This is a genomic window from Nocardioides anomalus (assembly GCF_011046535.1).
GTDB classification, from domain to species: domain Bacteria; phylum Actinomycetota; class Actinomycetes; order Propionibacteriales; family Nocardioidaceae; genus Nocardioides; species Nocardioides anomalus.
The window spans coordinates 1,354,058-1,379,124 of sequence record NZ_CP049257.1 but is presented as its reverse complement, the minus strand read 5'-3'; the positions used below and the strand labels follow the sequence as shown (position 1 = coordinate 1,379,124).

23 protein-coding genes are annotated in these 25,067 nt (G+C 73.8%); 8 read left to right on the top strand and 15 right to left on the bottom strand.

The window, feature by feature from the left end:
- Both G5V58_RS07060 and metF read right to left on the bottom strand, forming a co-directional pair.
- Window positions 1–588: an SIMPL domain-containing protein gene (locus tag G5V58_RS07060; protein WP_165230351.1), complete on the bottom strand. Its 588-nt coding sequence runs from the start codon at window positions 586–588 to the stop codon at window positions 1–3.
- Between the two features lie 23 nt (window positions 589–611).
- Window positions 612–1,502 (bottom strand): methylenetetrahydrofolate reductase [NAD(P)H], encoded by an 891-nt coding sequence (gene metF, locus G5V58_RS07055; RefSeq protein ID WP_165230348.1) that lies wholly within the window; start codon window positions 1,500–1,502, stop codon window positions 612–614.
- 78 nt (window positions 1,503–1,580) lie between these two features.
- Between metF and G5V58_RS07050 the strand changes: the two genes are divergently transcribed.
- Complete coding sequence (locus tag G5V58_RS07050; RefSeq protein WP_165230346.1) at window positions 1,581–2,645, top strand: polyprenyl synthetase family protein; 1,065 nt, start codon at window positions 1,581–1,583, stop codon at window positions 2,643–2,645.
- A 4-nt stretch (window positions 2,646–2,649) separates the two neighbouring features.
- Here the strand turns inward: G5V58_RS07050 and G5V58_RS07045 are convergent, their stop codons facing one another.
- Genes G5V58_RS07045 through G5V58_RS07035 form a run of 3 tightly spaced genes read right to left on the bottom strand, consistent with a single transcriptional unit; the run spans window position 2,650 to window position 3,912 of the window.
- Window positions 2,650–3,048, bottom strand: a complete 399-nt coding sequence (locus G5V58_RS07045) for a barstar family protein (RefSeq protein WP_165230343.1) — start codon at window positions 3,046–3,048, stop codon at window positions 2,650–2,652.
- A complete protein-coding gene (locus G5V58_RS07040; RefSeq protein ID WP_230487146.1) occupies window positions 3,045–3,527 on the bottom strand; it encodes a ribonuclease domain-containing protein in 483 nt (160 codons plus the stop codon). Before G5V58_RS07040 ends, G5V58_RS07045 begins: the two co-directional genes overlap by 4 nt.
- Window positions 3,528–3,546: 19 nt before the next feature.
- The gene (locus G5V58_RS07035; protein WP_165230340.1) at window positions 3,547–3,912 is read right to left on the bottom strand and encodes an Rv2175c family DNA-binding protein; all 366 of its coding nucleotides are present in this window, start codon (window positions 3,910–3,912) and stop codon (window positions 3,547–3,549) included.
- A gap of 121 nt (window positions 3,913–4,033) precedes the next feature.
- Between G5V58_RS07035 and pknB the strand changes: the two genes are divergently transcribed.
- The 3 genes from pknB (at window position 4,034) to aroF (ending at window position 9,160) form a co-directional block, all read left to right on the top strand.
- The gene (pknB, locus tag G5V58_RS07030; RefSeq protein WP_230487145.1) at window positions 4,034–6,076 is read left to right on the top strand and encodes a Stk1 family PASTA domain-containing Ser/Thr kinase; all 2,043 of its coding nucleotides are present in this window, start codon (window positions 4,034–4,036) and stop codon (window positions 6,074–6,076) included.
- Window positions 6,073–6,990, top strand: coding sequence for a DMT family transporter (locus tag G5V58_RS07025; protein WP_165230334.1), 918 nt, complete (start codon window positions 6,073–6,075; stop codon window positions 6,988–6,990). Before pknB ends, G5V58_RS07025 begins: the two co-directional genes overlap by 4 nt.
- Window positions 6,991–7,078: 88 nt before the next feature.
- Window positions 7,079–9,160 (top strand): 3-deoxy-7-phosphoheptulonate synthase, encoded by a 2,082-nt coding sequence (gene aroF, locus G5V58_RS26820; protein ID WP_456237799.1) that lies wholly within the window; start codon window positions 7,079–7,081, stop codon window positions 9,158–9,160.
- Here the strand turns inward: aroF and G5V58_RS07010 are convergent.
- The 4 genes from G5V58_RS07010 to G5V58_RS06995 form a co-directional block, all read right to left on the bottom strand.
- Window positions 9,153–10,157, bottom strand: a complete 1,005-nt coding sequence (locus tag G5V58_RS07010; RefSeq protein WP_165230328.1) for a threonine aldolase family protein — start codon at window positions 10,155–10,157, stop codon at window positions 9,153–9,155. The two genes, aroF and G5V58_RS07010, sit on opposite strands and share 8 nt — an antisense overlap.
- A complete protein-coding gene (locus G5V58_RS07005; protein ID WP_165230325.1) occupies window positions 10,154–11,491 on the bottom strand; it encodes a class II 3-deoxy-7-phosphoheptulonate synthase in 1,338 nt (445 codons plus the stop codon). Before G5V58_RS07005 ends, G5V58_RS07010 begins: the two co-directional genes overlap by 4 nt.
- 717 nt (window positions 11,492–12,208) lie before the next feature.
- Window positions 12,209–13,648: an APC family permease gene (locus G5V58_RS07000; protein ID WP_165230322.1), complete on the bottom strand. Its 1,440-nt coding sequence runs from the start codon at window positions 13,646–13,648 to the stop codon at window positions 12,209–12,211.
- Window positions 13,649–13,740: 92 nt separating this feature from the next.
- On the bottom strand, window positions 13,741–14,769 hold the full coding sequence (locus tag G5V58_RS06995) for a 6-phosphofructokinase (protein ID WP_165230319.1): 1,029 nt from the start codon (window positions 14,767–14,769) through the stop codon (window positions 13,741–13,743).
- Window positions 14,770–15,472: 703 nt separating this feature from the next.
- On the opposite strand from G5V58_RS06995, the gene G5V58_RS06990 reads away from it, so the two are divergent.
- Together G5V58_RS06990 and glpK are read left to right on the top strand one after the other, a co-directional pair.
- A complete protein-coding gene (locus tag G5V58_RS06990) occupies window positions 15,473–16,300 on the top strand; it encodes a DUF1028 domain-containing protein (protein WP_165230316.1) in 828 nt (275 codons plus the stop codon).
- Window positions 16,297–17,766 carry a glycerol kinase GlpK gene (gene glpK / locus G5V58_RS06985; RefSeq protein ID WP_165230313.1) on the top strand — a complete coding sequence of 490 codons (1,470 nt, stop codon included), beginning with the start codon at window positions 16,297–16,299 and terminating at the stop codon, window positions 17,764–17,766. Before G5V58_RS06990 ends, glpK begins: the two co-directional genes overlap by 4 nt.
- Here the strand turns inward: glpK and G5V58_RS06980 are convergent.
- Genes G5V58_RS06980 through G5V58_RS06965 form a run of 4 tightly spaced genes read right to left on the bottom strand, consistent with a single transcriptional unit; the run spans window position 17,763 to window position 20,664 of the window.
- Complete coding sequence (locus G5V58_RS06980) at window positions 17,763–18,650, bottom strand: hypothetical protein (RefSeq protein WP_165230310.1); 888 nt, start codon at window positions 18,648–18,650, stop codon at window positions 17,763–17,765. The two genes, glpK and G5V58_RS06980, sit on opposite strands and share 4 nt — an antisense overlap.
- Complete coding sequence (locus G5V58_RS06975; RefSeq protein WP_165230307.1) at window positions 18,640–19,101, bottom strand: GNAT family N-acetyltransferase; 462 nt, start codon at window positions 19,099–19,101, stop codon at window positions 18,640–18,642. The genes G5V58_RS06980 and G5V58_RS06975 overlap by 11 nt, the downstream gene beginning before the upstream one ends.
- Window positions 19,098–19,976, bottom strand: coding sequence for an arylamine N-acetyltransferase family protein (locus G5V58_RS06970; RefSeq protein ID WP_165230304.1), 879 nt, complete (start codon window positions 19,974–19,976; stop codon window positions 19,098–19,100). Before G5V58_RS06970 ends, G5V58_RS06975 begins: the two co-directional genes overlap by 4 nt.
- Window positions 19,951–20,664 (bottom strand): response regulator, encoded by a 714-nt coding sequence (locus G5V58_RS06965; protein ID WP_165230301.1) that lies wholly within the window; start codon window positions 20,662–20,664, stop codon window positions 19,951–19,953. The genes G5V58_RS06970 and G5V58_RS06965 overlap by 26 nt, the downstream gene beginning before the upstream one ends.
- A gap of 74 nt (window positions 20,665–20,738) precedes the next feature.
- Here G5V58_RS06965 and G5V58_RS06960 point away from each other — a divergent pair, with 74 nt between their 5' ends.
- On the top strand, window positions 20,739–22,082 hold the full coding sequence (locus G5V58_RS06960; protein ID WP_165230298.1) for a hypothetical protein: 1,344 nt from the start codon (window positions 20,739–20,741) through the stop codon (window positions 22,080–22,082).
- On the opposite strand, the gene G5V58_RS06955 is transcribed toward G5V58_RS06960, so the two are convergent.
- The gene (locus G5V58_RS06955) at window positions 22,079–22,582 is read right to left on the bottom strand and encodes a flavin reductase family protein (RefSeq protein WP_196240568.1); all 504 of its coding nucleotides are present in this window, start codon (window positions 22,580–22,582) and stop codon (window positions 22,079–22,081) included. The two genes, G5V58_RS06960 and G5V58_RS06955, sit on opposite strands and share 4 nt — an antisense overlap.
- A gap of 73 nt (window positions 22,583–22,655) precedes the next feature.
- Between G5V58_RS06955 and G5V58_RS06950 the strand changes: the two genes are divergently transcribed.
- Window positions 22,656–24,026, top strand: coding sequence for a hypothetical protein (locus G5V58_RS06950; protein ID WP_165230292.1), 1,371 nt, complete (start codon window positions 22,656–22,658; stop codon window positions 24,024–24,026).
- Here G5V58_RS06950 and macS read toward each other — a convergent pair.
- Entirely contained in the window at window positions 23,930–25,057 is a 1,128-nt protein-coding gene (gene macS / locus G5V58_RS06945) for a MacS family sensor histidine kinase (RefSeq protein WP_165230289.1), read from the bottom strand. The two genes, G5V58_RS06950 and macS, sit on opposite strands and share 97 nt — an antisense overlap.
- Window positions 25,058–25,067 lie beyond the last annotated feature (10 nt).

Genomic DNA, 25,067 nt, shown 5'->3' with positions numbered 1-25,067 from the left:
TCAGACGAGCGCGAAGGTCACCGTCAGGACCGCGGCCAGCGCGGTCTCGCCGGGCTGGAGGCCGACGTCGGCCTTGGCGGCCAGGGTGCGCGTGAGCGGCGGCCCGGAGACCGCGCCGCCCTCGCTCAGCGACTCGACCTGGCCCAGCGTCGCGCCGGCCAGCGCGGCCAGGTGCTCGGCCTTGGCCCGGGCGTCGGCGAACGCGGCCTCGCGGGCCTCGCCGATGGCGGCCGTGGGGTCCTGGACGGTCAGGTCGACGCCCTCGACGACCAGCCGGTCCCCCACGTCGTCCGACAGCAGCTGGAGCAGGTGGTTGGCGTCGGCCACGCTGTCGGTGGCGATGGTCAGGGTGTGCCGGGCCTCGAACTGCGCGGGCGCCCGCCCGCTGTCGCGCACCGGCCACACGCTGAGGTTGACCGTGGAGACCACCAGGTCGTCGGCGGCCGCGGCGATCGAGGCCCGGGCCGACTCCGCGCCGGCCAGCGCGTCGGCCAGCGAGTCGGCGCGGTGGGTGGCGGAGACCCGGACGACGGCGGTGTCGGGGACGGCGGTGGCCTGGCCGTGGCCGGTGACGGTGAGGGTGCGCACGCCCCCGAAACTAGCCGGATGCGCTAGACGGTCACGTTCAGGGCGTGGAAGATCTCGAGCGTCGCCTTGGAGCGGTTGAGCGTGTAGAAGTGCAGCCCGGGTGCGCCGCCGTCGAGCAGCGTCTCGCAGAGCTCGGCGGCCAGCGCGATCCCCTCGGCCCGCATGGCGGCGGTGTCGCCCTCGTGGGCGGCGATGCGGCGCACGACGTTCTCGGGCACGTCGGTGCCGATGAGCTCGCCTTGCCGGCGGACGGCGCCGAGGTTCAGGATCGGCATGATGCCGGGGAGGATCGGGATGGTCACCCCGCGCGAGCGGACACGCTCGACGAGGTCGAAGTAGTCGTCGGCGCGGAAGAACATCTGGGTCACCGCGAACTCCGCGCCGGCCCGCGCCTTGGCCACCAGCACGTCGGCGTCGGCGTCGCGCGAGGCGGCCGAGGGGTGACCCTCCGGGAACGCCGCCACGCCGATCCGGAAGTCTCCGCGTGAGCGGGCCAGCTCCACCAGCTCGAGCGCGTAGGTGAGTCCCCCCTCGGTCGGCACCCACTCGGACCGCGGTCCCTCCTCCGGGTCACCGCGCAGGGCCATGACGTGCTGGATCCCCTGCTCGGCGTACGCGTCGAGGATGGCCTCGAGCTCGGCCCGGGTGTGGCCGACGCAGGTCAGGTGCGCGACCGGCGTCATCGACGTCTCCTGCGCGATCCGGCCGGTGATGCCGATGGTCTTGTCGCGGGTGCCGCCCCCGGCTCCGTAGGTCACCGAGACGAAGCTGGGCTCGAAGGGCTCCAGCGCGCTGATGGCCTGCCAGAGCTGCTCCTCGCCGGCCTCGTCCTTGGGCGGGAAGAACTCGAACGAGAACGACCGGTCGCCGCGGTCGAGCAGCTCCCGGATGCTGGGGCCCCGGCGTTCCGTCATGAGCAACGAGCCTAGGTCACCGCCGGCTCGATCCGGCCCCTGTGCGCACTGCGAGACATCTCACCCTAGGGTCGAGGCGTGGGTACGGCGTGGGACCAGGCCGGCTTCCGGGGCCGGGTGCAGGCGGCGCTGGAGGCCTTCCTCGACGAGCAAGCCGAGCGGTTGCTGCCGCTCGGGCGCGACGCGGCCCGGCTGGTGGCCGAGGCGCGGACGTCGGTGGCCGGCGGCAAGATGTTCCGCGCGTCCTTCTGCTGGTGGGGCCACCAGGCGGTGGCCGCGCCGACCGACGAGGACGCGGTCGTCCGGGCCTGCGCGGCGCTGGAGCTGCTGCACGCCAGCGCCCTGGTCCACGACGACTTCATGGACGCCTCGGACTCCCGACGCGGCCGCCCCTCGACGCACCGGACCTTCGAGCACGAGCACCGCGGCTCGGGGTGGCGCGGCGACCCGGAGCAGTACGGCGCCGCGGCGGCGATCCTGCTCGGCGACCTGCTGCTGTCGTGGGCCGACGAGCTCGTCCGCCGCTGCGGGCTGCCGCTGGCCCAGGTGGCGCCGGCCCTCGACGTGCTCGACCTGTGCCGCAGCGAGGTCATCGCCGGGCAGTTCCTCGACGTCTCGGTCCAGGCCCGCGGCCACGCCGACGTCGACACCGCGATGACGGTGCTGCGCTACAAGTCGGCGAAGTACTCCATCGAGCGGCCGCTCCACCTCGGCGCCGCCCTGGCCGGTGCGGGCCCGGAGACCCTGGCCGAGCTGAGCGCCTTCGGCCTGCCGCTGGGCGAGGCCTTCCAGCTCCGCGACGACCTGCTGGGGGTCTACGGCGACCCGCAGACCACCGGCAAGCCCGCCGGCGACGACCTCGTCGAGGGGAAGCGCACGGTGCTCGTCGCGCTGGCCCTCGACGGCGCGCCGGCGAGCGACGCCGCTCTCCTCGACCGTGCGCTCGGCACCCCGCTGGACGAGGCCGACGTCGAGCGTCTGCGGGGGGTCATCGACGCCTCCGGAGCCCACGAGCAGGTCGAGGCGGTCATCGACCAGCTCACCGACGTGGCCCTGGCCGCGCTCGACCGGGCCTCCGTCGACGACGACGCCCGTGAGGTGCTGCGCTCGCTGGCCACCGCGGTGACCCGGCGCACCGTCTAGCCCGTCACTCCAGGAGCGGTACGTCGAGCGCGGGCCCCTCGCCGCGCAGCAGCGTGGTGAGCGCGTGCTCGCCCAGGATCGTCCGCACCGCGGCGAACGCCGCCTCGTCGGCCCGGGCGAGGGTGCCCCAGCCGTCCCAGAGCAGCACGGTCGCGGCCGGCACGTCGCGCAGGCAGTCGTTGAGCGCGTCCAGGTTGCGGCCGTAGTGCGGCGCGAACGCGAGCGCCTCCCCCACCGCGGTCAGGAACTCGGCCCGGGTCTGGTGGCGCCAGCCGTCGACGTACCCGAACCGCCAGCCGGCCCGCTCGACGGTGTGCGCCACGTCCTCGGGCGGGGCCGCGGCGACCCAGCGGTAGACGCCCGGTCCGTGGTGGTGGGCCAGCAGACCGGCCAGCCCGCTCACGAGCCGGCCCGCAGGATCCGCGCGAAGGACTCGTAGTGGTCGGCGGTCCAGTAGTACTCCCCGCCGTCCCCGGCGATGACCCGACGCGCGCCGCGGTCGCGCGAGCCCGGCGTCGGGACGGTGTACTCCGCGTAGTAGCCGCGCTCGTGCGCGGGCAGCAGCCCCTCGAAGTTGCCGAACGTCGAGCCGTCCTTGTCCGGGTACGGGAACGGGCCGCCCGCGTCGATGCGGTCCAGGGTCTCCTGCGCCTCGGGCGGCAGGGCGCGCTCGGCCACGAACGGCAGCCCGCTCTCGGGGTCGACGCTGGGCGCGGGGTCACCCGGGCCGTCCGAGGTGGCCGGGACCGTCGAGGTGACGCCCTCGGCGCCCCGGTCCGGCGCGCGGTCGTCATCGCCGTCGCCCCCGGTGAGGAACAGGTAGGCCAGGACGACCAGCAGCACCGCCCCGAACGCGACCAGCGACGAGCGGTGGCGGTTCACGGCAGTGCGGTCGCGCGGCTCACAGGGCCATGGCCTGGGCGCGCCGCTTGGCCTCCGAGCCGCGGTTCTCGCGCAGGGCGTCGATGGGCCGCCCGGGCAGGTCGGCGTCGGTGAACAGCCAGGCGATGATCTCCCGGTCGTCGTACCGGCCGTCGCTCAGCACCGTGAGGAGCCCGCTCAGCCCCTTGACCGGCTGGCCGGCGTCGTCCAGGAAGGCGGCCGGGACGCGCGGGCCCTCACCGGCGACCGGCACGGCGGCGGCGAGCTCGTGGTCGCGCACCATGGTGCGGACCTTGGCCTCGGAGACGCCGAGCCGGTCGGCGGCCTCGCGCCAGGTCAGCCACTCCTCGACGAGGACGGACAGATCAGCCTCCGCGAGCGTCATGGTCCCATGCTGGCACGGACCCGGCGGACGGCTCGCCGGAGCCTCGGAACTGCCCGTTCGGCCCGCGCGTCCGTACGATGGAGCATCCGGATCCTTCCCCGTCCGGGTGCAGGAGGTCGCCGTGAGTCCTGACCGGCATGCCCCCCAGGGTGCGGCTGGGCGGCCGAGCGACCCCTCGCGCGACACCGACCACCTCCGCGGACGGGTCCTGGACAACCGCTACCTGATCGGCGCCCGCATCGCGCGCGGCGGGATGGCCACGGTCTACGAGGCCACCGACCTGCGCCTGGACCGCACCGTCGCGGTCAAGGTCATGCACCCCGGGCTGGGCGACGACGACGAGTTCGCGGCCCGGTTCGTGGCCGAGGCCCGCGCCGCGGCCAAGCTCTCCCACCCCAACGTGGTGAGCGTCTTCGACCAGGGCAACGACGACGGCACGGTCTTCCTGGCCATGGAGCTGATCCCGGGCCACACCCTGCGCGACACGATCGGCAAGGAGGCCCCGCTCTCCCCCGCCCGCGCGCTCGCGCTGCTGGAGCCGGTGGTCTCCGCGCTGACCGCCGCCCACCGCGCCGGGCTGATCCACCGCGACGTCAAGCCCGAGAACGTCCTCATCGCCGACGACGGCCGGGTCAAGGTCGCCGACTTCGGGCTGGCCAAGGCCGTCAGCGCCAACACCCAGCACACCGCCACCGGCGTGCTCATCGGCACGGTCTCCTACGTCGCCCCCGAGCTGGTCGTCGAGGGCCGCTCCGACGCCCGCGCGGACGTGTACGCCGTCGGCGTGATCCTCTACGAGCTGCTGACCGGCAAGAAGCCCCACGAGGGCGAGACGCCGCTGCAGGTGGCCTACAAGCACGTGCACGAGGACGTGCCCGCCCCGTCGCGGCTCGCGCCCGGCGTACCCGACTACGTCGACGCACTCGTCGCCCGCGCCACCGCCCGGGACCGCGAGCAGCGGCCGGCCGACGCCGGCGTGCTGCTGCACCACCTGCGTCGCGTCAACCAGGCCGTCACCCACGGGGTGCGCTCGGACCGGGACCTGGTCGAGGACCTGGTCCCGCGCCACCACGCCGACACCGCCGAGGTGCTGCGCCGGCGCGGCCCCGGAGACCGGGACACCAACCCCGAGCCCTGGGACCACGCCGAGATGGCGGCGTTGCTGTCGCCGCCGCGCGAGGTCACCTCGACCATGGAGCGCCAGCCGACGCGCACGACGGTCAGCGACCGGCCGCGGCCGGTGCCGCCGCCGGCCGCGCCGCCGCCCCGACGCCCTCGCCGCCGGCGCCGCGGCCCGCTGCTGCTCGTCCTGGCCCTGCTCGTCGCGGCCGCGGTCGGCACCGGGGCGTGGTACTTCGGCTGGGAGCGCTACACGAGCACGCCCGCCGTGCTCGGCCTGTCCCAGGCCGACGCCACCGCCAAGCTCGAGGCGGCCGGGCTCGACGTCGAGGTCGGCGAGCCCGACTACAGCGACAACGTCGACAAGGACCTCGTGCTCAGCGTCGACCCGCGCGCGGGCGAGCGGGTGCTCAAGGGCACCGACGTCACGCTCCACCTGTCCCTCGGCCGCGCGGTGGACAAGCTGCCCAAGCTCGCCGACCTGACCGAGGACGAGGCGCAGGACCGGATCCTCGCCGCGCACATGGCCAACGGGACGTCGACGCAGAAGTTCTCCGAGACCGTGCCCGAGGGCATCGTCATCTCCTCCGATCCCGCCGCGGGCGAGGTGCTGCGCTTCGGCACCGTCGTGGACCTCGTGGTCTCCAAGGGCCGCCGCCCCATCCCGGTCGGCAGCTGGGTCGGCAAGGACGCCGACGACGCGCGGGCCGCCCTGGAGCAGCGCGGGCTGCAGGTCGAGGTCTCCCAGCAGTACGACGACGACGTGCCCGACGGCCAGGTCATCTCCCAGGACCCGGACGACGGCACCCTCTTCAAGGGCGACACCGTGAAGCTGCTGGAGTCGCTGGGCCCCGAGCTGATCGAGGTGCCGAACGTGCAGGCCTACGGCGTCGACGACGCCACCTCGACCCTCCAGGCCGCCGGGTTCCAGGTCGACGTCCAGGAGTCCGACGGCTACCTCGGCCTGGGCTACGTCTTCTCCATGGACCCGGGCGCCGGCACCGAGCTCCCGAAGGGCTCCACCGTCACGATCTACCTCGTGTGACGGGGGCCGAGGCCACCGTCGGGACCCACCAGCGCCGTCGCCAGCTCCTGGCCACCGGCGCGCTGCTGGCGGTCACGGCGAGCTGGGGCAGCACGTTCTTCCTCATCAAGGACCTGCTGGAGCGCGTGCCGACCCTCGACTTCCTGGCCGTGCGCTTCGCCATCGCCGGCGTGGTCGTCTTCGCCGTCGCCCACCGCTCGGTGCTGGCGCTCGACCGGACGGTGCTGCGCCGCGCCGTCCTGGTCGGCGCGGTGTACGGCGTCGCGCAGGTCCTGCAGACCGCCGGGCTCGCGCACACCGCGGCCAGCGTGTCCGGCTTCATCACGGGGATGTACGTCGTGTGCACGCCGCTGCTCGCCGCCCTGCTGCTGCGCACCCGGATCAACGCCCTGACCTGGGCGGCGGTGGCGCTGGCCACGGTCGGGCTCGGCGTGCTGAGCCTGGACGGCTTCTCGGTGGGCTACGGCGAGGCGCTGACCTTCGTGGCCGCGGTCCTCTACGCGCTGCACATCGTGGCCCTGGGCGCCTGGTCCACGGCCCGCGACGCGCTCGGCATGTCGGTGGTCCAGCTGCTGGTGATCGCCGTGATCTGCCTGGTGGCGACCGCACCCGACGGGGTCGTCGTACCCGAGCGCGCGGCGGACTGGGCCGCGGTCGTCTACATGGCCCTGGTCGCGGGCGCGCTGGCCCTGGTCGCCCAGACCTGGGCCCAGTCGCAGCTGTCGCCGACCCGCACCGCGCTGGTGATGAGCATGGAGCCGGTCTTCGCCGCGGGGTTCGCGGTCGCCCTGGGCGGCGAGCACGCGACGGCGCGGATGCTCCTCGGCGGGGCGATGGTGCTGGCCGCGATGGTCGCCGTCGAGCTCGGACCGCGGCGCAAGGTCGAGGGCGAGGTCCCGCACCTCGCCGTCTAGGCGCCGAGCGCGTCACGAGTTCGTAACACCTGTCCGCATCGTGAGTCCGGCGTCTCACCCGACGGCACGCGCGACCTACGGTCGCGGCATGGTCGTGGTCATGGTGCCCGGCGCGACCGACGAGCAGATCGCCGCCGTCGTCGCCCGGGTCGAGTCCGTCGGGGGCGAGGCGTTCGTCTCCAAGGGGCTGACGCGCACGATCATCGGCCTGGTCGGCGACATCGACTCCTTCCACCACCTCAACCTGCGCACGCTGGCCGGCGTCGCGGACGTGCACCGGATCTCCGACCCGTTCAAGCTGGTCAGCCGCCAGCACCACCACGAGCGCTCGACGGTCTGGGTCGGCACCCGCCAGCAGGTCCCGATCGGGCCGGACACCTTCACCTTCATCGCGGGGCCGTGCGCGGTGGAGAGCCGCGACCAGACCCTCGAGGCGGCGCACATGGCGCGCAGCGCGGGCGCCACGCTGCTGCGCGGCGGGGCGTTCAAGCCGCGCACCTCGCCGTACGCCTTCCAGGGCCTGGGGGTCGAGGGACTCGAGATCCTGGCCGACGTCGGCGCCGCGACCGGGCTGCCCGTGGTCACCGAGATCATCGACGCGCGCGACGTGGCCGTGGTGGCCGAGCACGCCGACATGCTCCAGGTCGGGACCCGCAACATGGCCAACGTCGGGCTGCTCCAGGCGGTCGGCACCTGCGGCAAGCCGGTGTTGCTCAAGCGCGGGATGACCGCGACGGTCGAGGAGTGGCTGATGGCCGCGGAGTACGTCGCGCAGCGCGGCAACCTCGACGTGGTGCTGTGCGAGCGGGGCATCCGGACCTTCGAGACGGCGTACCGCAACACCCTGGACCTCTCGGCCGTCCCCGCGGTGCAGGCGGTGAGCCACCTGCCGGTGGTCGTCGACCCCAGCCACGCCGCCGGCCGCAAGGACCTGGTCGTCCCCCCTGGCCCGCGCGGCCATCGCGGTCGGCGCCGACGGGGTCCTGGTCGACGTGCACCCACACCCCGAGCTCGCCCTCTGCGACGGCCCGCAGGCGCTCGAGGGCAGCGCGCTGCGCGAGCTCGCCACCGCGGTCCGGCGGCTGCCGCCGGTGGTGGGTCGGGTCGACGCGGCCTCCCTCGTCCGGACGCCCTGACCTGGCCCGACGCCCTGTCGCGGTTACGATCCCCTGCGGAGAGGGGGTGGGCCATGAGCACGTGTGCGACGTGCGGGCACCAGCTCGGCGTCGGCCGGTTCTGCACCCACTGCGGTGCGGGCGTCGACGACGCCGCTGACTGGCGTACCGACACCGCCGAGCGCAGGCTCCCCCGACCCGCGGTCACGACGCCCGATCCGCGCACCCCGCCGTCGGCCGTCGCGCCCCCGCCCCCGCCGCGCTACCCGCTGTACGCCGACGAGGTCGAGGCCTACTCCGCCCAGGGGCCGCTGACGGTCCCGGCCGCGCCGCTGCCCGAGCCTGCGGAGGCCGCGCCCGGGCCGGCACCCGACGCGCCCCTGCTGGGCTACGAGTCGTACGAGTACCACGAGGAGCGCCGCTCCCCGGTGCTGTGGATCCTCATCGCCGCCCTGGTGCTGGCCGTGGTGGCCGGCGGCTGGTGGTTCCTGGTCCGCGAGGACGGGGCGTCCGGCGGCGACAGCGCGCGCGATCCCTCGGGGTCGTCGGCCTCGGCCGAGGCGCAGGGCACGGACGTGGCCGGCCGCGCGGACGCCGAGGCGCCGGTGACCGCTCCGCCCAACCAGGACGTCGACGGCCACCAGGTCTCCTACGACGCGAGCAACATGCTCGACGGCGTGCCCGCGACCGCCTGGCGGATGCCCGGCGACGGCACCGGCACGGTGCTGACCTTCACGCTGCCGGAGCCGACCCGGCTGACCCAGGTCGGCCTGGTCAACGGCTACGCCAAGACCTCGACCGACGACAAGGGCCGCACCTACGACTGGTACCGCGGCAACCGGCGCGTGCTCGCCGTCGTGTGGTCCTTCGACGACGGGACCAGGGTCCGTCAGCAGCTGACCGAGGGCCGGGACGTGCAGCGTCTCGACCTGGACCAGCCCGTGCGCGCGAAGACGGTCAAGCTCAAGCTCGTCAAGGTCTCGGCGCCCGGCCAGGGTGACACCGGGCGCGACTTCACCGCGATCAGCGAGGTCTCGCTCGTCGCGGTCAGCTGATCTTCGTCAGCACCTGGGCCGCACGCTCGGCGTCCTCGCGGCTCACGTCGAGGTGGGTGACCATCCGCACCGCCGTCGGCCCGACCGTGGCGATCCGCACGCCGTGCTCGGCCGCGGCCGCGACGTACGCCGGCGCGTCGTGGCGCTCGACGACCACGATGTTGCTGTCCACGGTCTCCGGGTCCAGCCCGCAGGCCTCGGCCAGCAGCCGGGCGTGGGCGTGGTCCTCGGCCAGGCGCTCGAGGTGGTGGTCCAGCGCGTGCAGCCCGGCCGCCGCGAGGATCCCGACCTGGCGCATCCCGCCGCCCATCCGCTTGCGGCGCACCCGGGCCTCGTCCACGGCGTCGCGCGAGCCGACCATGAGCGAGCCGATCGGGGCGCCGAGGCCCTTGGACAGGCAGACCGCGAGGACGTCCGCGATCGCGCCGTACTCCGCGAGGGGCGTGTCGGTGGCCACGTGCGCGTTCCAGATGCGGGCGCCGTCGAGGTGCACGCCGGTGCCGACGCCGGTGGCCCACTCGCGCAGCTCCTGGAGCTGCTCGAGCGGCGTGACCGCGCCGCCGGCGAAGTTGTGGGTGTTCTCCACGGCGACCGCGGCCGTGCGCACGAAGAACGGCCCCATGTCCGGCGCGAACAGCGACCGGATCGCGGCCAGGTCGGGCCGCCCGCGGTGACCGGTCCAGGTGCGCATGGTGATGCCGCCGATCGCGGCGTGCGCGCCCAGCTCGGCCCGCGCGATGTGCGCCGACGACTCGCAGAGCACCTCCTGGCCCGGCGCCACCAGCGAGCCGACGGCCAGCACGTTGGCCATCGACCCGGTCGGCGTGAACAGCGCCGCCTCGTGCCCGAACAGCCCCGCGACCCGCTCCTCGAGCTCGAGGACGGTCGGGTCCTCGCCGTACACGTCGTCGCCGACCTCGGCGCGCGCCATCGCGGCGCGCATCGCCTCGGTCGGGCGGGTGAGGGTGTCGGAGCGGAGGTCGACGAGCTCGCTCATGCCTGGCGCAGCATCTCGGCGACCAGGAAGGCCAGCTCGAGGGACTGCACGCGGTTGAGCCGCGGGTCGCAGACCGACTCGTAGCGGTGCGACAGGTCGACCTCCTCGAGGTTGTCCCCGCCGCCCACGCACTCGGTGACGTCGTCGCCGGTGAGCTCGACGTGCACGCCGCCCGGCCAGGTGCCGAGCGAGCGGTGCACGTCGAAGAAGCCCTGGACCTCGTCGATGACGTCGTCGAAGCGGCGGGTCTTGTAGCCCGAGCTCGCCTCGAAGGTGTTGCCGTGCATCGGGTCGCAGACCCACGCCACGTCGATGCCCGAGGCCGCGACCTTCTCCACCAGGTGCGGCAGACCGTCGCGGATCTTGCCGGCGCCGAAGCGCGTGATGAAGGTCAGCCGGCCGGGCTCGTTGTCCGGGTTGAGCCTGGCCGCGAGGGCCAGCGCGTCGTCGGGCGTCGTGCTCGGCCCGAGCTTGACGCCGATCGGGTTGCGGATGTGGCGGAACAGCTCCACGTGCGCGCCGTCCAGCTGCCGGGTCCGTTCGCCGATCCACACGAAGTGGCCCGAGACGTCGTACGGCGTCCCGGTGCGCGAGTCGATGCGGGTCATGGCGTGCTCGTAGTCGAGCACCAGGCCCTCGTGGCAGGTGTGGAAGTCGACGCGGTGGAACTCGTCCGGGTCCGCCCCGATCGCCTGCATGAACGTCAGCGCCCGCGCGATCTCCGCCGCCACCAGCTCGTAGCGCTGGCCCACGGGCGACTCGCGCACGAAGTCGGTGTTCCAGGTGTGCACCTGCCGCAGATCGGCGTACCCACCGGTCACGAACGCGCGCACCAGGTTCAGCGTCGCCGCCGACGAGTGGTAGACGTCGACCAGCCGCTGCGGGTCCGGCACCCGGGACGCCTCGGTGAAGTCGTAGCCGTTGACCGCGTCCCCGCGGTAGGCCGGCAGCGTCACGCCCTCGCGGGTCTCGAAGTCACTGGAGCGCGGCTTGGCGTACTGCCCCGCGATCCGCCCCACCTTCACCACCGGCACGCTCGCGGCGTAGGTCAGCACCACCGCCATCTGCAGCAGCACCCGCAGCTTGTTGCGCACGTTGTCGGCGGTCACGCCCGCGAACGTCTCCGCGCAGTCGCCGCCCATCAGCATGAACGCCTCGCCCCGGGCGACCGCCGCGACCTTGTCCTTCAGCTCGTCGCACTCACCGGCGAACACCAGCGGCGGCATGGTCCGCAGCTTGGCGACGGACGCCTCGAGCGCCGCGGTGTCCGGGTACGTCGGCTGCTGCGCCGGTCCCAGCGCCCGCAGGGCCTCCAGGTCGGGGATGGTGCTCACCGGTCCAGAGTACGGCTGAGCGGTTGTCCCGGGCCTATCGTCGATCGCGCCTGAGACGGTCTGTGCTTGCCGTCCTGTCTCTGCCTGCCTCGACGGTTCTTGCTGGTTCGGGTGATCACTTGCGTGCGGCCGCGCGCTCACCAGCCCGACTCCCGCTGTCAAGGACGCTACGCGCCACTTCGTGGCGGACGGCGGCCTTCGGCGACAGGTCCGTCCTTGACAGCGGGACCCGGTCTGGCTGGTAGGGGCGCGCTGAGGGCGAGGCTGCGCCCCGCCCCACACAAGCGCGGCCGCCTTCGGCGACCACGCCGCGGTCCGCCTCCACGCACTTGTAACGCTCAGTTACGGGATCTTCCGACCCGCTGCAACGGGTCGGAAGAACCGATAACTGCGCGTTACAAGCTTTCGGCGCCGGGCGCGGCAACCCGCACCGCACCCCACCCCCACCCGTGAAGGCGGAGACGAGACGGTGCCGCGCCGAACCAGGCCGGCTGTGGGCTGACCCGGTCACCGCCGGACCGCAGCCCCCTCGCCGAACGCTAGACCCGCGGCGTGGGGCACGCACACGCAACGCAACCACGCTGGGAGCAGTCGCGTGCAACACGGCGTCGGTTGCGTTCGGTGAGGGGGCTGCGGTCCGGCGGAGGCCGGGTCAGTCCACAGGCGGCCGGACCCGAGAGCCCGCACCACGAGCCGCAGCACCCAGAAGCCGAACCCCTACTCCAAGTGCTCGATGTCCCGGAACCCGGTCTTCTTCGCCCGCACGCCCCGATTCATCACCCAGGTGATCGCCCACAGCACGATGCCGATCAACAACAGCACCGCCGCGACCTCGTAGATCTGCCCGTCACGGTCGACCCAGGGGCCGAGCAGGAACGCACAGGCGACGGCGGCGATGGCCGGGGTCAGACCGGGCGAGGTGAAGGCGGAGTCGCGGCCGTCGCGACGCAGGATCAGGCAGGCGATGTTCACGACGGTGAAGACCGCGAGCAGGAGCAGCGACGTCACACCGGAGAGGGTGGTCACGTTGCTCTCGGAGGTCTGGGCGACGTACACGATGAGCGCGATCGCGAGGAGCGTGGAGAACGCGATGCCGGCGTACGGCGAGCGGCGGTTCGGGGAGACCTTGCCGAGGGCGCGCGGGAGCACGTCCTGCTGGGCCATGCCGTAGAGCAGGCGGCTGGCCATGAGCATGTTGATGAGGGCGGTGTTGGCCACCGCGAAGACGGCGAGGAACGGGAAGACCCGGTCGATCGGGAAGTCGGGCGCGCCTTCCTGGACCACGGCGAGGAGGGCGCCGCCGTCGGGGGCGTCGGCGATCTGGTCGGGGGTGAGGATGACGACGACGCTGATGGCGACCAGGACGTAGATGATCACCGCGATGCCGAGGCCGGTGAGCAGGGTGCGCGGGAAGATCCGCTCGGGCTCCTGGGTCTCCTCCACCATGTTGACGGAGTCCTCGAAGCCGACCATCGCGAAGAAGGCGATCGAGGTGGCGGCGGTGACGGCGAGGAACAGGCCCTTGTCCTCCGGGCTCTCGAAGACCGTCACCCGGCTGAAGTCGGCGTCGCCGCTGCCCATGGCCACGAAGCCGACCACGATGACGATGGTCAGCGCGGTGATCTCGACGAGGGTGAGGACGACGTTGAACTTCACCGACTCGCCCACGCCGCGCAGGTTGACCAGCGCCAGCAGGACCATGAAGGCCAGCGCGATCCAGGTGATCAGCCCCTTCGAGGGCTCACTGTCCATCCAGCCGTTGGCCATCAGGCCGCCGGTGAAGTTCTGGGCCAGCACGTTGGAGCTGGTCGAGGCGCTGGTGATGCCCGAGCAGATGACGGCGAAGGCCACCAGGAACGTGACGAAGTGGATGCCGAACGCCTTGTGCGTGTAGAGCGCGGCGCCGGCGGCCTGGGGGTACTTCGTGACGAGCTCGAGGTAGGACATCGCGGTGAGCGCGGCCACCGCGAAGGCGACGAGGAACGGCACCCAGACGATGCCGCCCACGACGCCGGCCATGTCGCCGGTGACGGCGTACACGCCGGCCCCGAGGATGTCGCCGACGACGAAGAGCAGCAGGAGCTTGGGGCCCATCACCCGCTTGAGGTCGGGCTCGGGCCCGTTGACGTCGACGGGCTCGCTCGCGGTGGTGCTCATCTCGCTCCTCCGGGTCCAGCGGCGGTGAGTGACCTCAGCCGTACCCCAAAGGGTGAGCGACCAATCTCCCCTCCCGCGCCGGCGGCGGTAGGTCAGCCGAAGAAGACCGCGGCCTCGGCGTACTCCTCGGCGCTGACGAGCTTCAGCTCCGCGGTGCCCTCGCTCAGCGGCACGCGGACGATGTCGGTGCCGCGCAGCGCCACCATGGTGCCGAAGTCCTTGTCGGCCACCGCGTCGATGGCGTGCAGCCCGAAGCGGGTGGCCAGCCAGCGGTCGAACGCCGTCGGCGTGCCACCGCGCTGGACGTGGCCGAGCACGACCGCGCGCGCCTCCTTGCCGGTGCGGGCCTCGATCTCACCGGCGATCCGGTCGCCGATGCCGCCCAGCCGCACGTGGCCGAACGCGTCCTTCTCGCCCGACACCAGCGTCATGTCGCCGCCCTCGGCCGGCACGGCGCCCTCGGAGACCACGATGATCGGCGCGTAGTGCGTCTCGAAGCGCGTCTCGACGTAGTCACACAGCTTCTCGATGTCGAACGGCTGCTCCGGGATGAGCACCGCGCTCGCCCCGCCGGCGATGCCCGCGTGCAGCGCGATCCACCCGGCGTGCCGACCCATGACCTCGACGACCAGCACCCGGTGGTGCGACTCGGCGGTGGTGTGCAGCCGGTCGATGGCCTCGGTGGCGATGTTGACGGCGGTGTCGAAGCCGAAGGTGAAGTCGGTCCCGGACAGGTCGTTGTCGATGGTCTTCGGTACGCCGACCACGTCGACCCCCAGCTCGGCCAGCTTGGTCGCCACGCCGAGCGTGTCCTCACCACCGATGGCCACCAGCGCGTCCACGCCGTGCTTCTGGAGGTTCTCCTGGATCTGCTCGACCCCGCCGTCGATCTTGAACGGGTTGGTCCGCGACGACCCGAGGATCGTCCCGCCCCGCGGCAGGATCCCCCGGCACTGCTCGATCCCCAGCTCCATCGTCAGCCCCTCGAGCGGCCCCCGCCACCCGTCCCGGAACCCGACGAACTCGAAGGAGTGGTCGCGCACCCCCCGCCGCACGACGGCCCGGATGACCGCGTTCAGCCCAGGGCAGTCGCCCCCACCGGTCAGCACACCCACACGCATGTTTTGCTCCTGGCTCTGGAGAAAATTGGATCGTTCAAGTCGTGGTCGAGGGTAGTGACCAAGGCGTCCGCGCACCACTCCCAGGTTTCCTGCGTGTGACGCGGGCCTGCCGTGGGGGTTCTTCGTGCTTGGCGTCCGGTCTCTGCCGGCATCGACGGTTCTTGCTCGTGCCGAGACCAATCACGTTGCGGCCGCGCGCTCACCAGCCCGACTCCCGCTGTCAAGGACGCTGCGCGCCACTTCGCGGCGGACAGCGGCCTTCGGCGACAGGTCCGTCCTTGACAGCGGGACCCGGTCTGGCTGGTGAGGGCGCGCTGAGGGCGAGGCTGCGCCCCGCCCCACAAGCGCGGCCGCCTTCGGCGACCATGCTGCGGTCCCGATGTGCGATGACCCGAACCGCACTCCCCCCACCCACGTGAAGGCGAAGGCGAGGGTGCCGCCGCCAGACCAGGCCGCCTGTGGGCTGACCCGGCCATCGCCGGACCGCAGCCCCCTCGCCGAACGCTAGACCCGCGGCGTGGGGCACGCACACGAGACGTAAGAGGGCTGGGAGCAGTCGCGTGCAACACGGCGTCGGTTGCGTTCGGTGAGGGGGCTGCGGTCCGGCGGAGGCCGAGTCAGTCCACAGGCGGCCGGACCCGAGAGCCCGCACCACGAGCCGCAGCACCCAGAAGCACCCCCACCCCGCCACTAGGGTCCCCTCATGACCTTCTCGATCGTGGCCCGCTCCGCAGACGGCGAGTCGTGGGGCGTCGCGGTGGCCTCGAAGTTCCTGGCCGTGGGCTCGGCGGTCCCGGCCGCGGTGGCCGGGGTCGGCGCCATCGCCACGCAGGCGGACGCCAACGTGGCCTACAAGGGCCAGGCCCTCTCGCACATGGACGACGGCGCGACCGCGGGCGTGGCCCTGCAGCGGCTGCTCGAGGACGACGAGGGCCGCGACCACCGGCAGGTGGGGATCGTGGACTCCGACGGCGGGGCGGCCTCGCACACCGGGCAGGCCTGCCTGGACTGGGCGGGGAGCGTGACCGGGGACGGGTACGCGATCCAGGGCAACATCCTGGCCGGTGAGGAGGTCGTCGACGCCATGGAGGCGGCGTGGCTGGGCTCGGACGAGACCGCGCCCCTGGCCGAGCGGCTGCTGGCCGCGCTCGCGGCCGGGGACGAGGCGGGCGGGGACGCGCGCGGGCGGCAGTCGGCGGCGCTGCTGGTGGTGCGCGACGGCGCGGGGTACGGCGGGCTGGACGACATCGCGGTCGACCTGCGGGTCGACGACCACGCGACGCCGATCCCGGAGCTGTCGCGGTTGCTGGCGCTGAACGAGCTCTACCTCACCGCGTCGACCGAGTCGGAGAAGGTCCCGGTGACCGCGGAGCTCGAGGAGGAGCTCGAGTCCTTCGCGCGGGCGCAGGGCGCTCGGGACTTCCAGGCGTGGGTCGGCACCGAGAACTACGAGATGCGGGTCGCGCCCGACAGCTCCTGGATCGACCAGCGGATCCTGGACATCGTGCGGCAGGCCCAGGGGGCGCAGTGAGCGTCCTGGCCATCGACGCCGGGACGACGGGCGTGACGGCGGTCGTGGTGACGCCGGAGGGCGGGATCGCGGCCAAGGGCTACGAGGAGTTCCGCCAGCACTTCCCCCGGCCGGGGTGGGTGGAGCACGCGCCGGAGGAGATCTGGCAGGCCACGCTGTCCGCCGTACGCTCCGCGGTCGACCAGGTCGACGCCTCCGAGCTGCGGGCGGTGGGGATCACCAACCAGCGCGAGACCGTGCTGCTGTGGGACCGCGAGACGCTGGGGTCGCCGCGGCGGGCGATCGTCTGGCAGGACCGGCGGACGGCGGACATCTGTGCGCGGCTGCGCGACGAGGGGCACGAGGACCGGGTCCGGGAGCTGACCGGGCTGCGGCTGGACCCGTACTTCTCCGGCACCAAGCTGGTGTGGCTGGCCGAGAACGAGCCGCGCACGTGGGCGCTGGTCGAGGAGGGCCGGTACGCCGTGGGGACGGTCGACTCCTACCTGATCGCGCGGATGACGCGCGGGCTGCACCACGTCACCGACGTGTCCAACGCGTGCCGGACGCTGCTGTTCGACCTCACCACCGGGGACTGGTCCGACGAGCTGTGCTCGCTGTTCGGCGTACCCCGCGACGCGCTGCCCGAGCTGGTGCCCAACTGGGGCGAGGTCGCGACCACCGACCCGCGGACGTTCCTGGACCTCGAGCTGCCGATCGCGGGGATCGCGGGCGACCAGCAGTCGGCGCTGTTCGGGCAGACCTGCTTCGACCCCGGCGACGCCAAGTGCACCTACGGGACCGGGTCGTTCATCCTCACCAACACCGGCACGACGCTGGAGCGCTCGGACGCCGGGCTGCTCAGCACGGCGGCGTGGCGCGGGCCGGACGGCGAGCTGACCTACGCGCTGGAGGGCGCGATCTTCGTGACCGGCGCGGCCGTGCAGTGGCTGCGCGACGGGCTGCAGATCGTGGGCTCGGCGGCCGAGACCGCGGCCATCGCGTCGACCGTGGACGACTCCGACGGGGTGGTCTTCGTGCCGGCGCTGACCGGGATGGGCGCGCCGCACTGGGACCCGCACGCGCGCGGTCTGATCATCGGCCTGACCCGGGGCACGACGCGCGCGCACGTCGTGCGCGCGACGCTCGAGGCCATCGCCTTCGAGGTCCGCGACGTGCTGGCCACGATGCCCAACGGCGACGCGCCGCTGCGGGTCGACGGCGGGGCCAGCGCCAACGACCTGCTCTGCCAGCTCCAGGCCGACCAGCTCGGTCTCGAGGTGCGCCGGCCCGAGCTGGTGGAGACCACCGCGCTCGGCGCGGCGTTCCTGGCCGGGCTCGGCACCGGCGTGTGGGACTCCACCGACGAGCTGCGCGAGACCTGGCAGCTCGACCGGGCCTTCACGCCCACCGCCGACCGGTCCGCCGCCGACGCCGCGCACGGGCGCTGGCTGGACGCCGTCGAGCGGGCCAAGGGCTGGGCCTAGGCCTCCAGCTTCTCCACGGCCTTCCGGGCCGCGTCGCGGGCGCCGGTGGCCTCGGAGACGGCCTCCTGGGCCTCGTCGCGGACGTCCTCGGCGTCGGAGATCTCGTCGTCGACCTGCTCGGCGGTCTCCTCGAGCTCGGCCAGCTTGCGCTTGAGCTCGTCGATCTCGGCCTGGACCTGCATGGAGCGCGCCTCGAGGTCGGCCAGCTCCTTGCTCGCGGTGTCGAGCCCCGCGGCGGCCTCGGACAGCTCGTCCTCGGCCTCCTCCAGCGCCTGGCGGGCGGCCTCGAGCGCCTTCTCGTCCTGGTCGGGGTCGGGCACGACGTGCAGGTCGGGCCGGCCGGGCGGCTCGGCCGCCCGGGTGGTCGCCTCGAAGCCGAGCGCCTCGGGCAGCGCGACCGCGGCGCCCAGGTCGGAGACCTCCATGCCGCTGACCCGGAGTGCGGCCACCAGCATCCCGCTGCGCACCGCCCGGCCGGCTTCCTCGTCGGCCATGGCCGCGGTCAGCGTGGCCTCGACCTGGTCCGCGACGGCCTCGGTGACCTTCTGGCCCTCCTCGCGGGCCAGCCGGCGGGCCTGGGTGGTCACCGCCGCGGTGAGCTGGCGGCGCTGCCGGGTCAGCTGGCGCAGCTCGTCGCCGGACATCGAGGCCTGCGCCTCGCGCAGGGCGGCGCCGACCTGGAGGACCTGCTCGACCTGCGCGGTGTCGCGGCGCACGAGCAGGTTGACCACCCACGCCGCCAGGGACGGCTTCTTGAGCGCCTTGAGCTGCTTGGCCAGGTCGGTGCCCTTGTGCTCCTTGGCCTGCGCGTCGCGGGCCGGGGTGAACTCGGCCAGGCTCAGTGCGTAGAGCTCGTCCGCGATCGCGAGCAGCTCATCGGCCATGGGCCGAGTCTGGCAGGCGCAGCTGGAGCTCGGTCGGGTACGGCGGCCACTCGGCCGGCTGGGTCCGCCCGGTCGGCTCCCAGCCCAGGTGGGCGTAGAGCCGCCGCGCGCGGTGGTTGGCCTGCAGGGCCCACAGCCACGGCGCCACGCCCCGGGCACGGAGGTCGGTGACGGCCAGGCCCAACCCCGTGCGGCCGAGTCCCTGGCCCCAGCGGTCCGGGTGCACGGCCAGGTGCCGCACCCGGCCGGTGTCGTCCCAGGCGCACAGGGCGCCGTCGGTCAGCCGGACCTCGACGCCCGGTTCGGCCAGCGTGGCCCGCCACCGCGCCAGCACGCCCTCGTCGGGGAACGGCCGGTCGCCGAACACGTGCGCCAGGCCGACGACGTTGGCCGCGCGCTCGAGGTCGCGCAGCGCCACGGCGTCCTCGGCGGTGGCCCGCCGCCAGGTCACGGTCGGCCCGCGGCGTCCCACGCCACGTGCTTGGCCCACTGCGCGTCGTACAGCGCTCGGAGCTCGGCCCCGTCCACGTCGTCGAGCGGCAGCCGGGCCGCGTCGGTCAGCGCCGCCCGCCACGCGTCGTACGTCGTCAGCTCGGTCTCGGTGGTCCCGGACGGCTCGGTGCGCAGGCGCAGGCAGCCGCGGACCGTGTCCACCCCGGTCGCGTCGCGGTGCTGGACGACCAGGACCCTGGCGAAGCGACCGTCCCCGGGTGCGGTCAGCTGCGCGTGGGAGGCCGCGACCTCCGCCGGCCCGACCGGCCGCGGCGTCACCTCCACACCGGTGAACGTCCCGGTCCGGTCGTGCCGGAAGGACCAGCCGTCGGCGCGGACCTCGGTGACCTCGTAGTCGAAGCCGTCCTGGCCGTGCCGGCCCACGACCACCGGCACGGGGTCGCGGAACGCGTCGCCCAGTCCGACGTCGAACCACCAGCGGCCGTCCGGGTTCTCCGGGGTCGGCACCTCGTCGACCTCGAGCACGAGGTGGTTGAGGAAGGCGCCGGCGCGGTCGGCCTCGTCGGTCCACACGTGCCCGTGCCGCCGGGTCACCGCGAAGCCGAGCCCGGCCAGCACCAGCGCGAGCGCGCCGTTCTGGTGGAAGCAGTAGCCCGCCCGCCCGACCTCGCCCACCCGGGCCAGGCTGTCGGCGGGCTCGACCGACGGCGGCCGGCCCAGCATCGTGCAGAGGTTCTCGTAGGGCACCGCGTCCAGGTGCGCCCGGTGCAGCCGCAGCAGCGTGTCGTACGACGCCGGCAGCTCCTCGCCGTCGAGGCCGACGCGGCGCAGGTACGCCGCGACGGCGTCACTGCGGTGCGTCGTCGCCGTCATCGTCGAGCCCCTGCGCGATGGCGTAGCGGGTCAGCTCGACCCGGTTGTGCAGCTGGAGCTTTCGCAGGGTGTTCTGCACGTGGTTCTGCACCGTGCGGTGCGAGAGCACGAGCCGCTCCGCGATCTGCTTGTAGGACAAGCCCTTGGCGACCATCCGCAGCACCTCGGTCTCCCGCTCGGTCAGCGACGGCCCCTCCGGCTCGCGCGACTCCGGCTCGGACAGCCGGCGGTACTCCCCCAGCACCAGCCCCGCCAGCCCCGGCGTGAACACCGCGTCGCCCCGCGCCACCCGGCGTACCGCCTCGAGCAGCTCGGCCCGGCTCGCCGACTTGACCAGGTAGCCCGTCGCCCCCGCCTTCACCGCCGCCAGCACGTCGTCCTGCTCCCCCGAAGCCGACAGGATCAGCACCCGAGCCGACGGGTCCTGCCGCAGCACCTCCGCGGTCACCTCGACGCCGTTCGGCGCGGGCATCTGCAGGTCCAGCACGACCACCTGCGGCCGGCACGCCGGGAACCGCGCCAGCGCCTCGCTCCCGTTGGCCGCCACCCCCACCACGTCGAACCCCGCATCCTGCAGGTCCCGCTCCACCGCGTCGCGCCACATCGGGTGGTCGTCCACGACCATCACCCGGACCGGCGACTGCGCCGCGACGGCCTCGCCGTCCGCGGGCGTCTCGGCGATGGCCATGTCGGGCATCCAACCACGCGGGCAGTTCCGCGTTCACCGGACAGCCGGAGCCCTCGGCGACCACGATGGACGCCGTGAGAGAGCTGGCGCGGCGCACCGCGACCTCGGCCCGGGGACGGACCGACCTGGTGCTGTTCCTGTTCTTCTTCGCGGTCTTCGTGGTCACGGCCGGGCGGGCCCACCTCTGCTTCGACGTGTGGACCTCGAACTACGCGTCCTGGCGGTTGGCGACCGCGCACACGCCGTACATCGACGGGGTGCGCATCCCCGAGCTCGAGAACAACGTCATCAGCTGGGTGTGGATCCAGGACGCCCCCAACGGCCACACGGTCATCACCCGTGCGCCCGCGGCCGTGCTGGCCGGCCTCCCGGCCTACCTCCTCACCCAGCCGGACCACATGACGGTGCTCCCCGCTGCCGTCACCGCCGCGGCCCTGACCGCCCTGGCCGTCGTCCTGGTCCACCGCGCGGTGCGCACGGTCGTCGAAGGCTGGCAGGCCACCGCCGCAGCCGCCGCCTTCGGGCTGACGACCCCGGTCTGGAGCGTGGCGGCCAACGGCATCTGGCCGCAGACCATCACCGTGCTCGGCATCGCCATCGCGGCGTGGGCGATGACGGTCGACCGGTGGTGGTGGGTCGGGGTCGCAGGTGTGCTGCTGCTCTGGGCGCGACCGCACGCCGCGGTGATCGTCGCGGTCGTCGCGCTCGCCGCGGCCTGGCGCGCCCGGGACGTCCGGATCGCCCTGCGGGGCGGCCTGCCCGGTGCCCTCTCGCTGCCGCTGCTATGCCTCTGGACCCACTGGATCTACGGATCCTGGAGCCCGATGCCGCTGTTCGGGTCCGGCGCCTTCTCGCAGGTCCAGCAGAGCCTGCTGGACCCGGTGAACCAGGCCGCCATGTGGGTGTCGCCGGACCGGGGGCTCTTCGTCTTCACCCCCCTGCTGCTGCTCCTGCTCCCCACGGTGGTCCGCTGCTGGCGGGGGCTGCCGCGCTGGTCGACCGACCTCCTGCTGGCCGGCCTCGCCTACACGGTGATCCAGGCCGCCCTCATCGGCTTCTCGGGTGGCTACCCGATCTACGGCTACCGCTACGGACTCGAGTTCCTCGCCTGCGCCACCCCGGCGTACGCGATCGCGGCGTGCCGCGCCACCGGCTGGGCCCGACGGGTCATCGCGCCGGTGCTGGCGCTGCAGTTCACCGTGATCGTCCTCGGCGCCGTGGTGGACCGGGTGACCCTGTGGGACACCGACGGCTGGACCGACAACGCCTTCGTCCACGCGATGGTGCACGGCGGGCCCGCGGTCGCCGTCCTGGCCGTGGCGGTGCTGTTCGCCTCCTACTCGGGTATCCGGGCGTGGACCGACGCCCAGCTGCGGCGGGCCAGGCGCGAGGACGCAGCGCCGGTGCCGGTGGGCTAGGGGCGCATCCAGCGCCCGCGGCGGTGGGCCAACGGCTCGGTGTCCGGGCCGACCTCGACGTGCTCGACCACACAGGTGAGCTCCCGTGACCAGCCGACGTCGCGCCCCTGCTCCAGCCGTACGCCGGCCCAGGTCGCAGCGTGCGCGAGCCGCGGACCCCACCCCGTGTCGGTGAACTCCGCCTGACGGAACAACCCACCGGGCGCGGGCGCGGTCCCCGCGAAGGCCTCGGCGAGGTCGCGATCGGGCCAGGCCAGCAGCTGCACCACCGCGGTCCCGGTCTCCTCCACCGCCAGGGCCAGGTCGGAGTCCGGATCCACGAGACCCAGCACCCGCGGCGGGTCGCCCAGCGCGACGAGCAGCGAGGTCACGGTCAGGCCCGCCCGATCGACTCCGGAGCCGGTGGTCCACAGCGTCACCGCGCCGCCGAGCCGGCCGCGCAGCCGCCGCGCGGGGTCGGGCTCGGCGTCGGCGAACGGGTGCGTGCGGTGGATCGTCACGGCCACCAGCATGCCCGCCGCGACTTCGCCGATTCGCCGTACGTCGCCGCGGCCGGGCCCGAACAATGGTGCGGTGCGCACCTGGACGACCCGCAGGCTGGGCGCGTCGTTGTTCCTCGTGACGTTCCTGGTGTTCGCCGCGACCGCCAGCCGCGGCTACCTGTGCCTCGACGTGTGGAGCTCCAACCTCGCGTCCTACCAGCTGGCGACCACCGGATCGCCGTACCTCGACGGGGTCGAGGTCCCCCAGCTGGACGGCCACGTGCTCCGCTGGGTCTACGTCGACGACGACGCCCCCAACGGGCACCACGTCATCACGCGGGCGCCGGCCGTGGTCATCGCCGGGCTGCCGGCGTACCTCCTGACGCAGCCCGACACGATGACCGTCCTCCCCGCCGCGGTCACAGCGGCCCTGCTCACCGCGCTCGCGGTGCTCCTCGTCTTCCTCGCGCTGACCACCCGGCTCGAGCGACGGACCGCCCTGGTCGCGGCCGCCGCCTTCGCCTTCACCACGCCCGTGTGGAGCACCGCGGCCAACGGCATCTGGCCCCAGACCGTCAGCGTGCTCGGCATCGCCCTCATCGCCTTCGCCGCCCCGCGCGAGCGGTGGTGGACCGTGGGCCTCGGCGGCGTCCTGCTGCTGTGGGCGCGCCCCCACGCCGCGCTCATCGTGGCCGTCGTCGGTCTGAGCGTCGCGTGGCGACGCCGCAGCCTGGCCGTGGCCGCGCGCAGTGGCCTTCCCGGGCTGGCCTCCCTGCTGTTGCTGTCGCTGTGGACGAAGTGGGTCTACGGGTCGTGGGACCCGACGGCGCTGTACGGCGCCGGCGCGTTCTCGGAGGTGAGCAGGAGCCTCGTCGACGTGCCGAACCAGCTGGGCCTGTGGGTCTCCCCCGACCGCGGCATCCTGGTCTTCACCCCGGTCCTCCTGGTGCTGCTCCCGGCGCTCGTGCGGGCCTGGCGCGAGCTGCCGCTCTGGGCGACGTCGCTGCTGGCCGGGGGCCTGGTCTACACCCTGCTGCAGGGGGCGTTGATCGGCTTCACGGGCGGTGACCCGATCTACGGCTACCGCTACGGCCTCGAGTTCCTGGCCGCCGCGACGCCGGCCTTCGCGCTGGCCACGCCGTGGGCCGGGCGCGTGGCCCGCGCGCTGCTGGCGCCGGTCCTCGCGGTGCAGTTGGTGGTCATCCTGCTCGGCGCGGTCGTCGAGCGGGTGGCGCTGGACTACCGGCTGGCGTGGACCCACAACGCGTTCGTGGACGCGATGGCGGCCGGCAGCGGGGCGCTCCGGGCCAGCGCGGTCCTGGTCGTGGTGCTGTTCCTGCTCGTCGTCCGGCTCGTGCGCACGGCTCAGAGCGGGAGCGACAGCTCCCACTCGGTGCCGTCCGGCCCGGTCGTCACCGAGGCGCTCCCTCCGAGGTCCGCCATGCGCCCCCTGATCGAATGAGCGACGCCCAGCCGACCGTCGGCCTCGGCCCGCTCGAGCCGGCCGGGCGGGATGCCGGGGCCGTCGTCGCGGACCGAGACCGCCACGCGGTCGGCGTACGCCTCGAGGAGGACCCAGGCGCAGGCGTCGGGACCGGCGTGCTGGGCGACGTTGTCCAGGCAGGCGCCGACGACGGCCACCAGCTCGGCGGCCGCGGGGGCGGGGAGCTCGACCCGGCCGGAGGTGACCACCTCGACGCGGGGGCGGGCACCGAGGTGGACGAGCGCGGCGGCCAGGTCGACGAGACCACCGTCGGGAGCGGCGACGGAGTCCTGCTCGCGGATGAGCGTGCGGAGCGCGGCCTCCTGCTCGCCGGCCAGCCGCGCCAGCGCAGCGCCGTCGCCGCCGAGCTCGCCGCCGCGCCGCTGGACCAGGCCGAGGACCTGCAGGACGCCGTCGTGGACGGCGCGGGCCAGGCGGGCGCGCTCGGCGGCGACCACGGCGGCCCGCTGCGCGCGGTCGCGCTCGTCGGCCATGCGGTGCAGCGACTCGGCCATGGAGCCCACGATGAGGCCGCCGAGGACGAGCAGGAAGACGTTGCCGGCGTTGGCCTGGGTGACGTGCTGGCGTACGACGAGGTCGGCGGCGGCCAGCGCGGCGCCGGCCAGCAGGCCGCCGAGCCACCGGTAGTGCACGGCCCAGGCCATCAGGGCGCCGATGACCCAGAAGCCGGGCACGGTGGCGCTGAAGCCCTCGCCCTTGACCGCGGGCGAGACCAGGATGAGCGCCACGGCCAACGCCAGGTCGAGACCCAGCAGCGGCAGCGTGCGCCGGTGCGGGGCGGTGAACAGCCAGGACGTGAGCGGGGTCCAGGCCAGCATCACCAGGACGCAGAGCAGCCCGAGCCAGGGCCGGGTGAAGTTGTCCGCGCGGTAGGCGTTCAGCACCACCGCGTCGGCCAGCACCAGGAACCGCAACACCGCCAGCCACCGGAACAACCGGTCCTCGACGGTGAGGGCCGGCCCGAACCACCAGGTCGCGAGCCGGCGCACGACAGGCGGA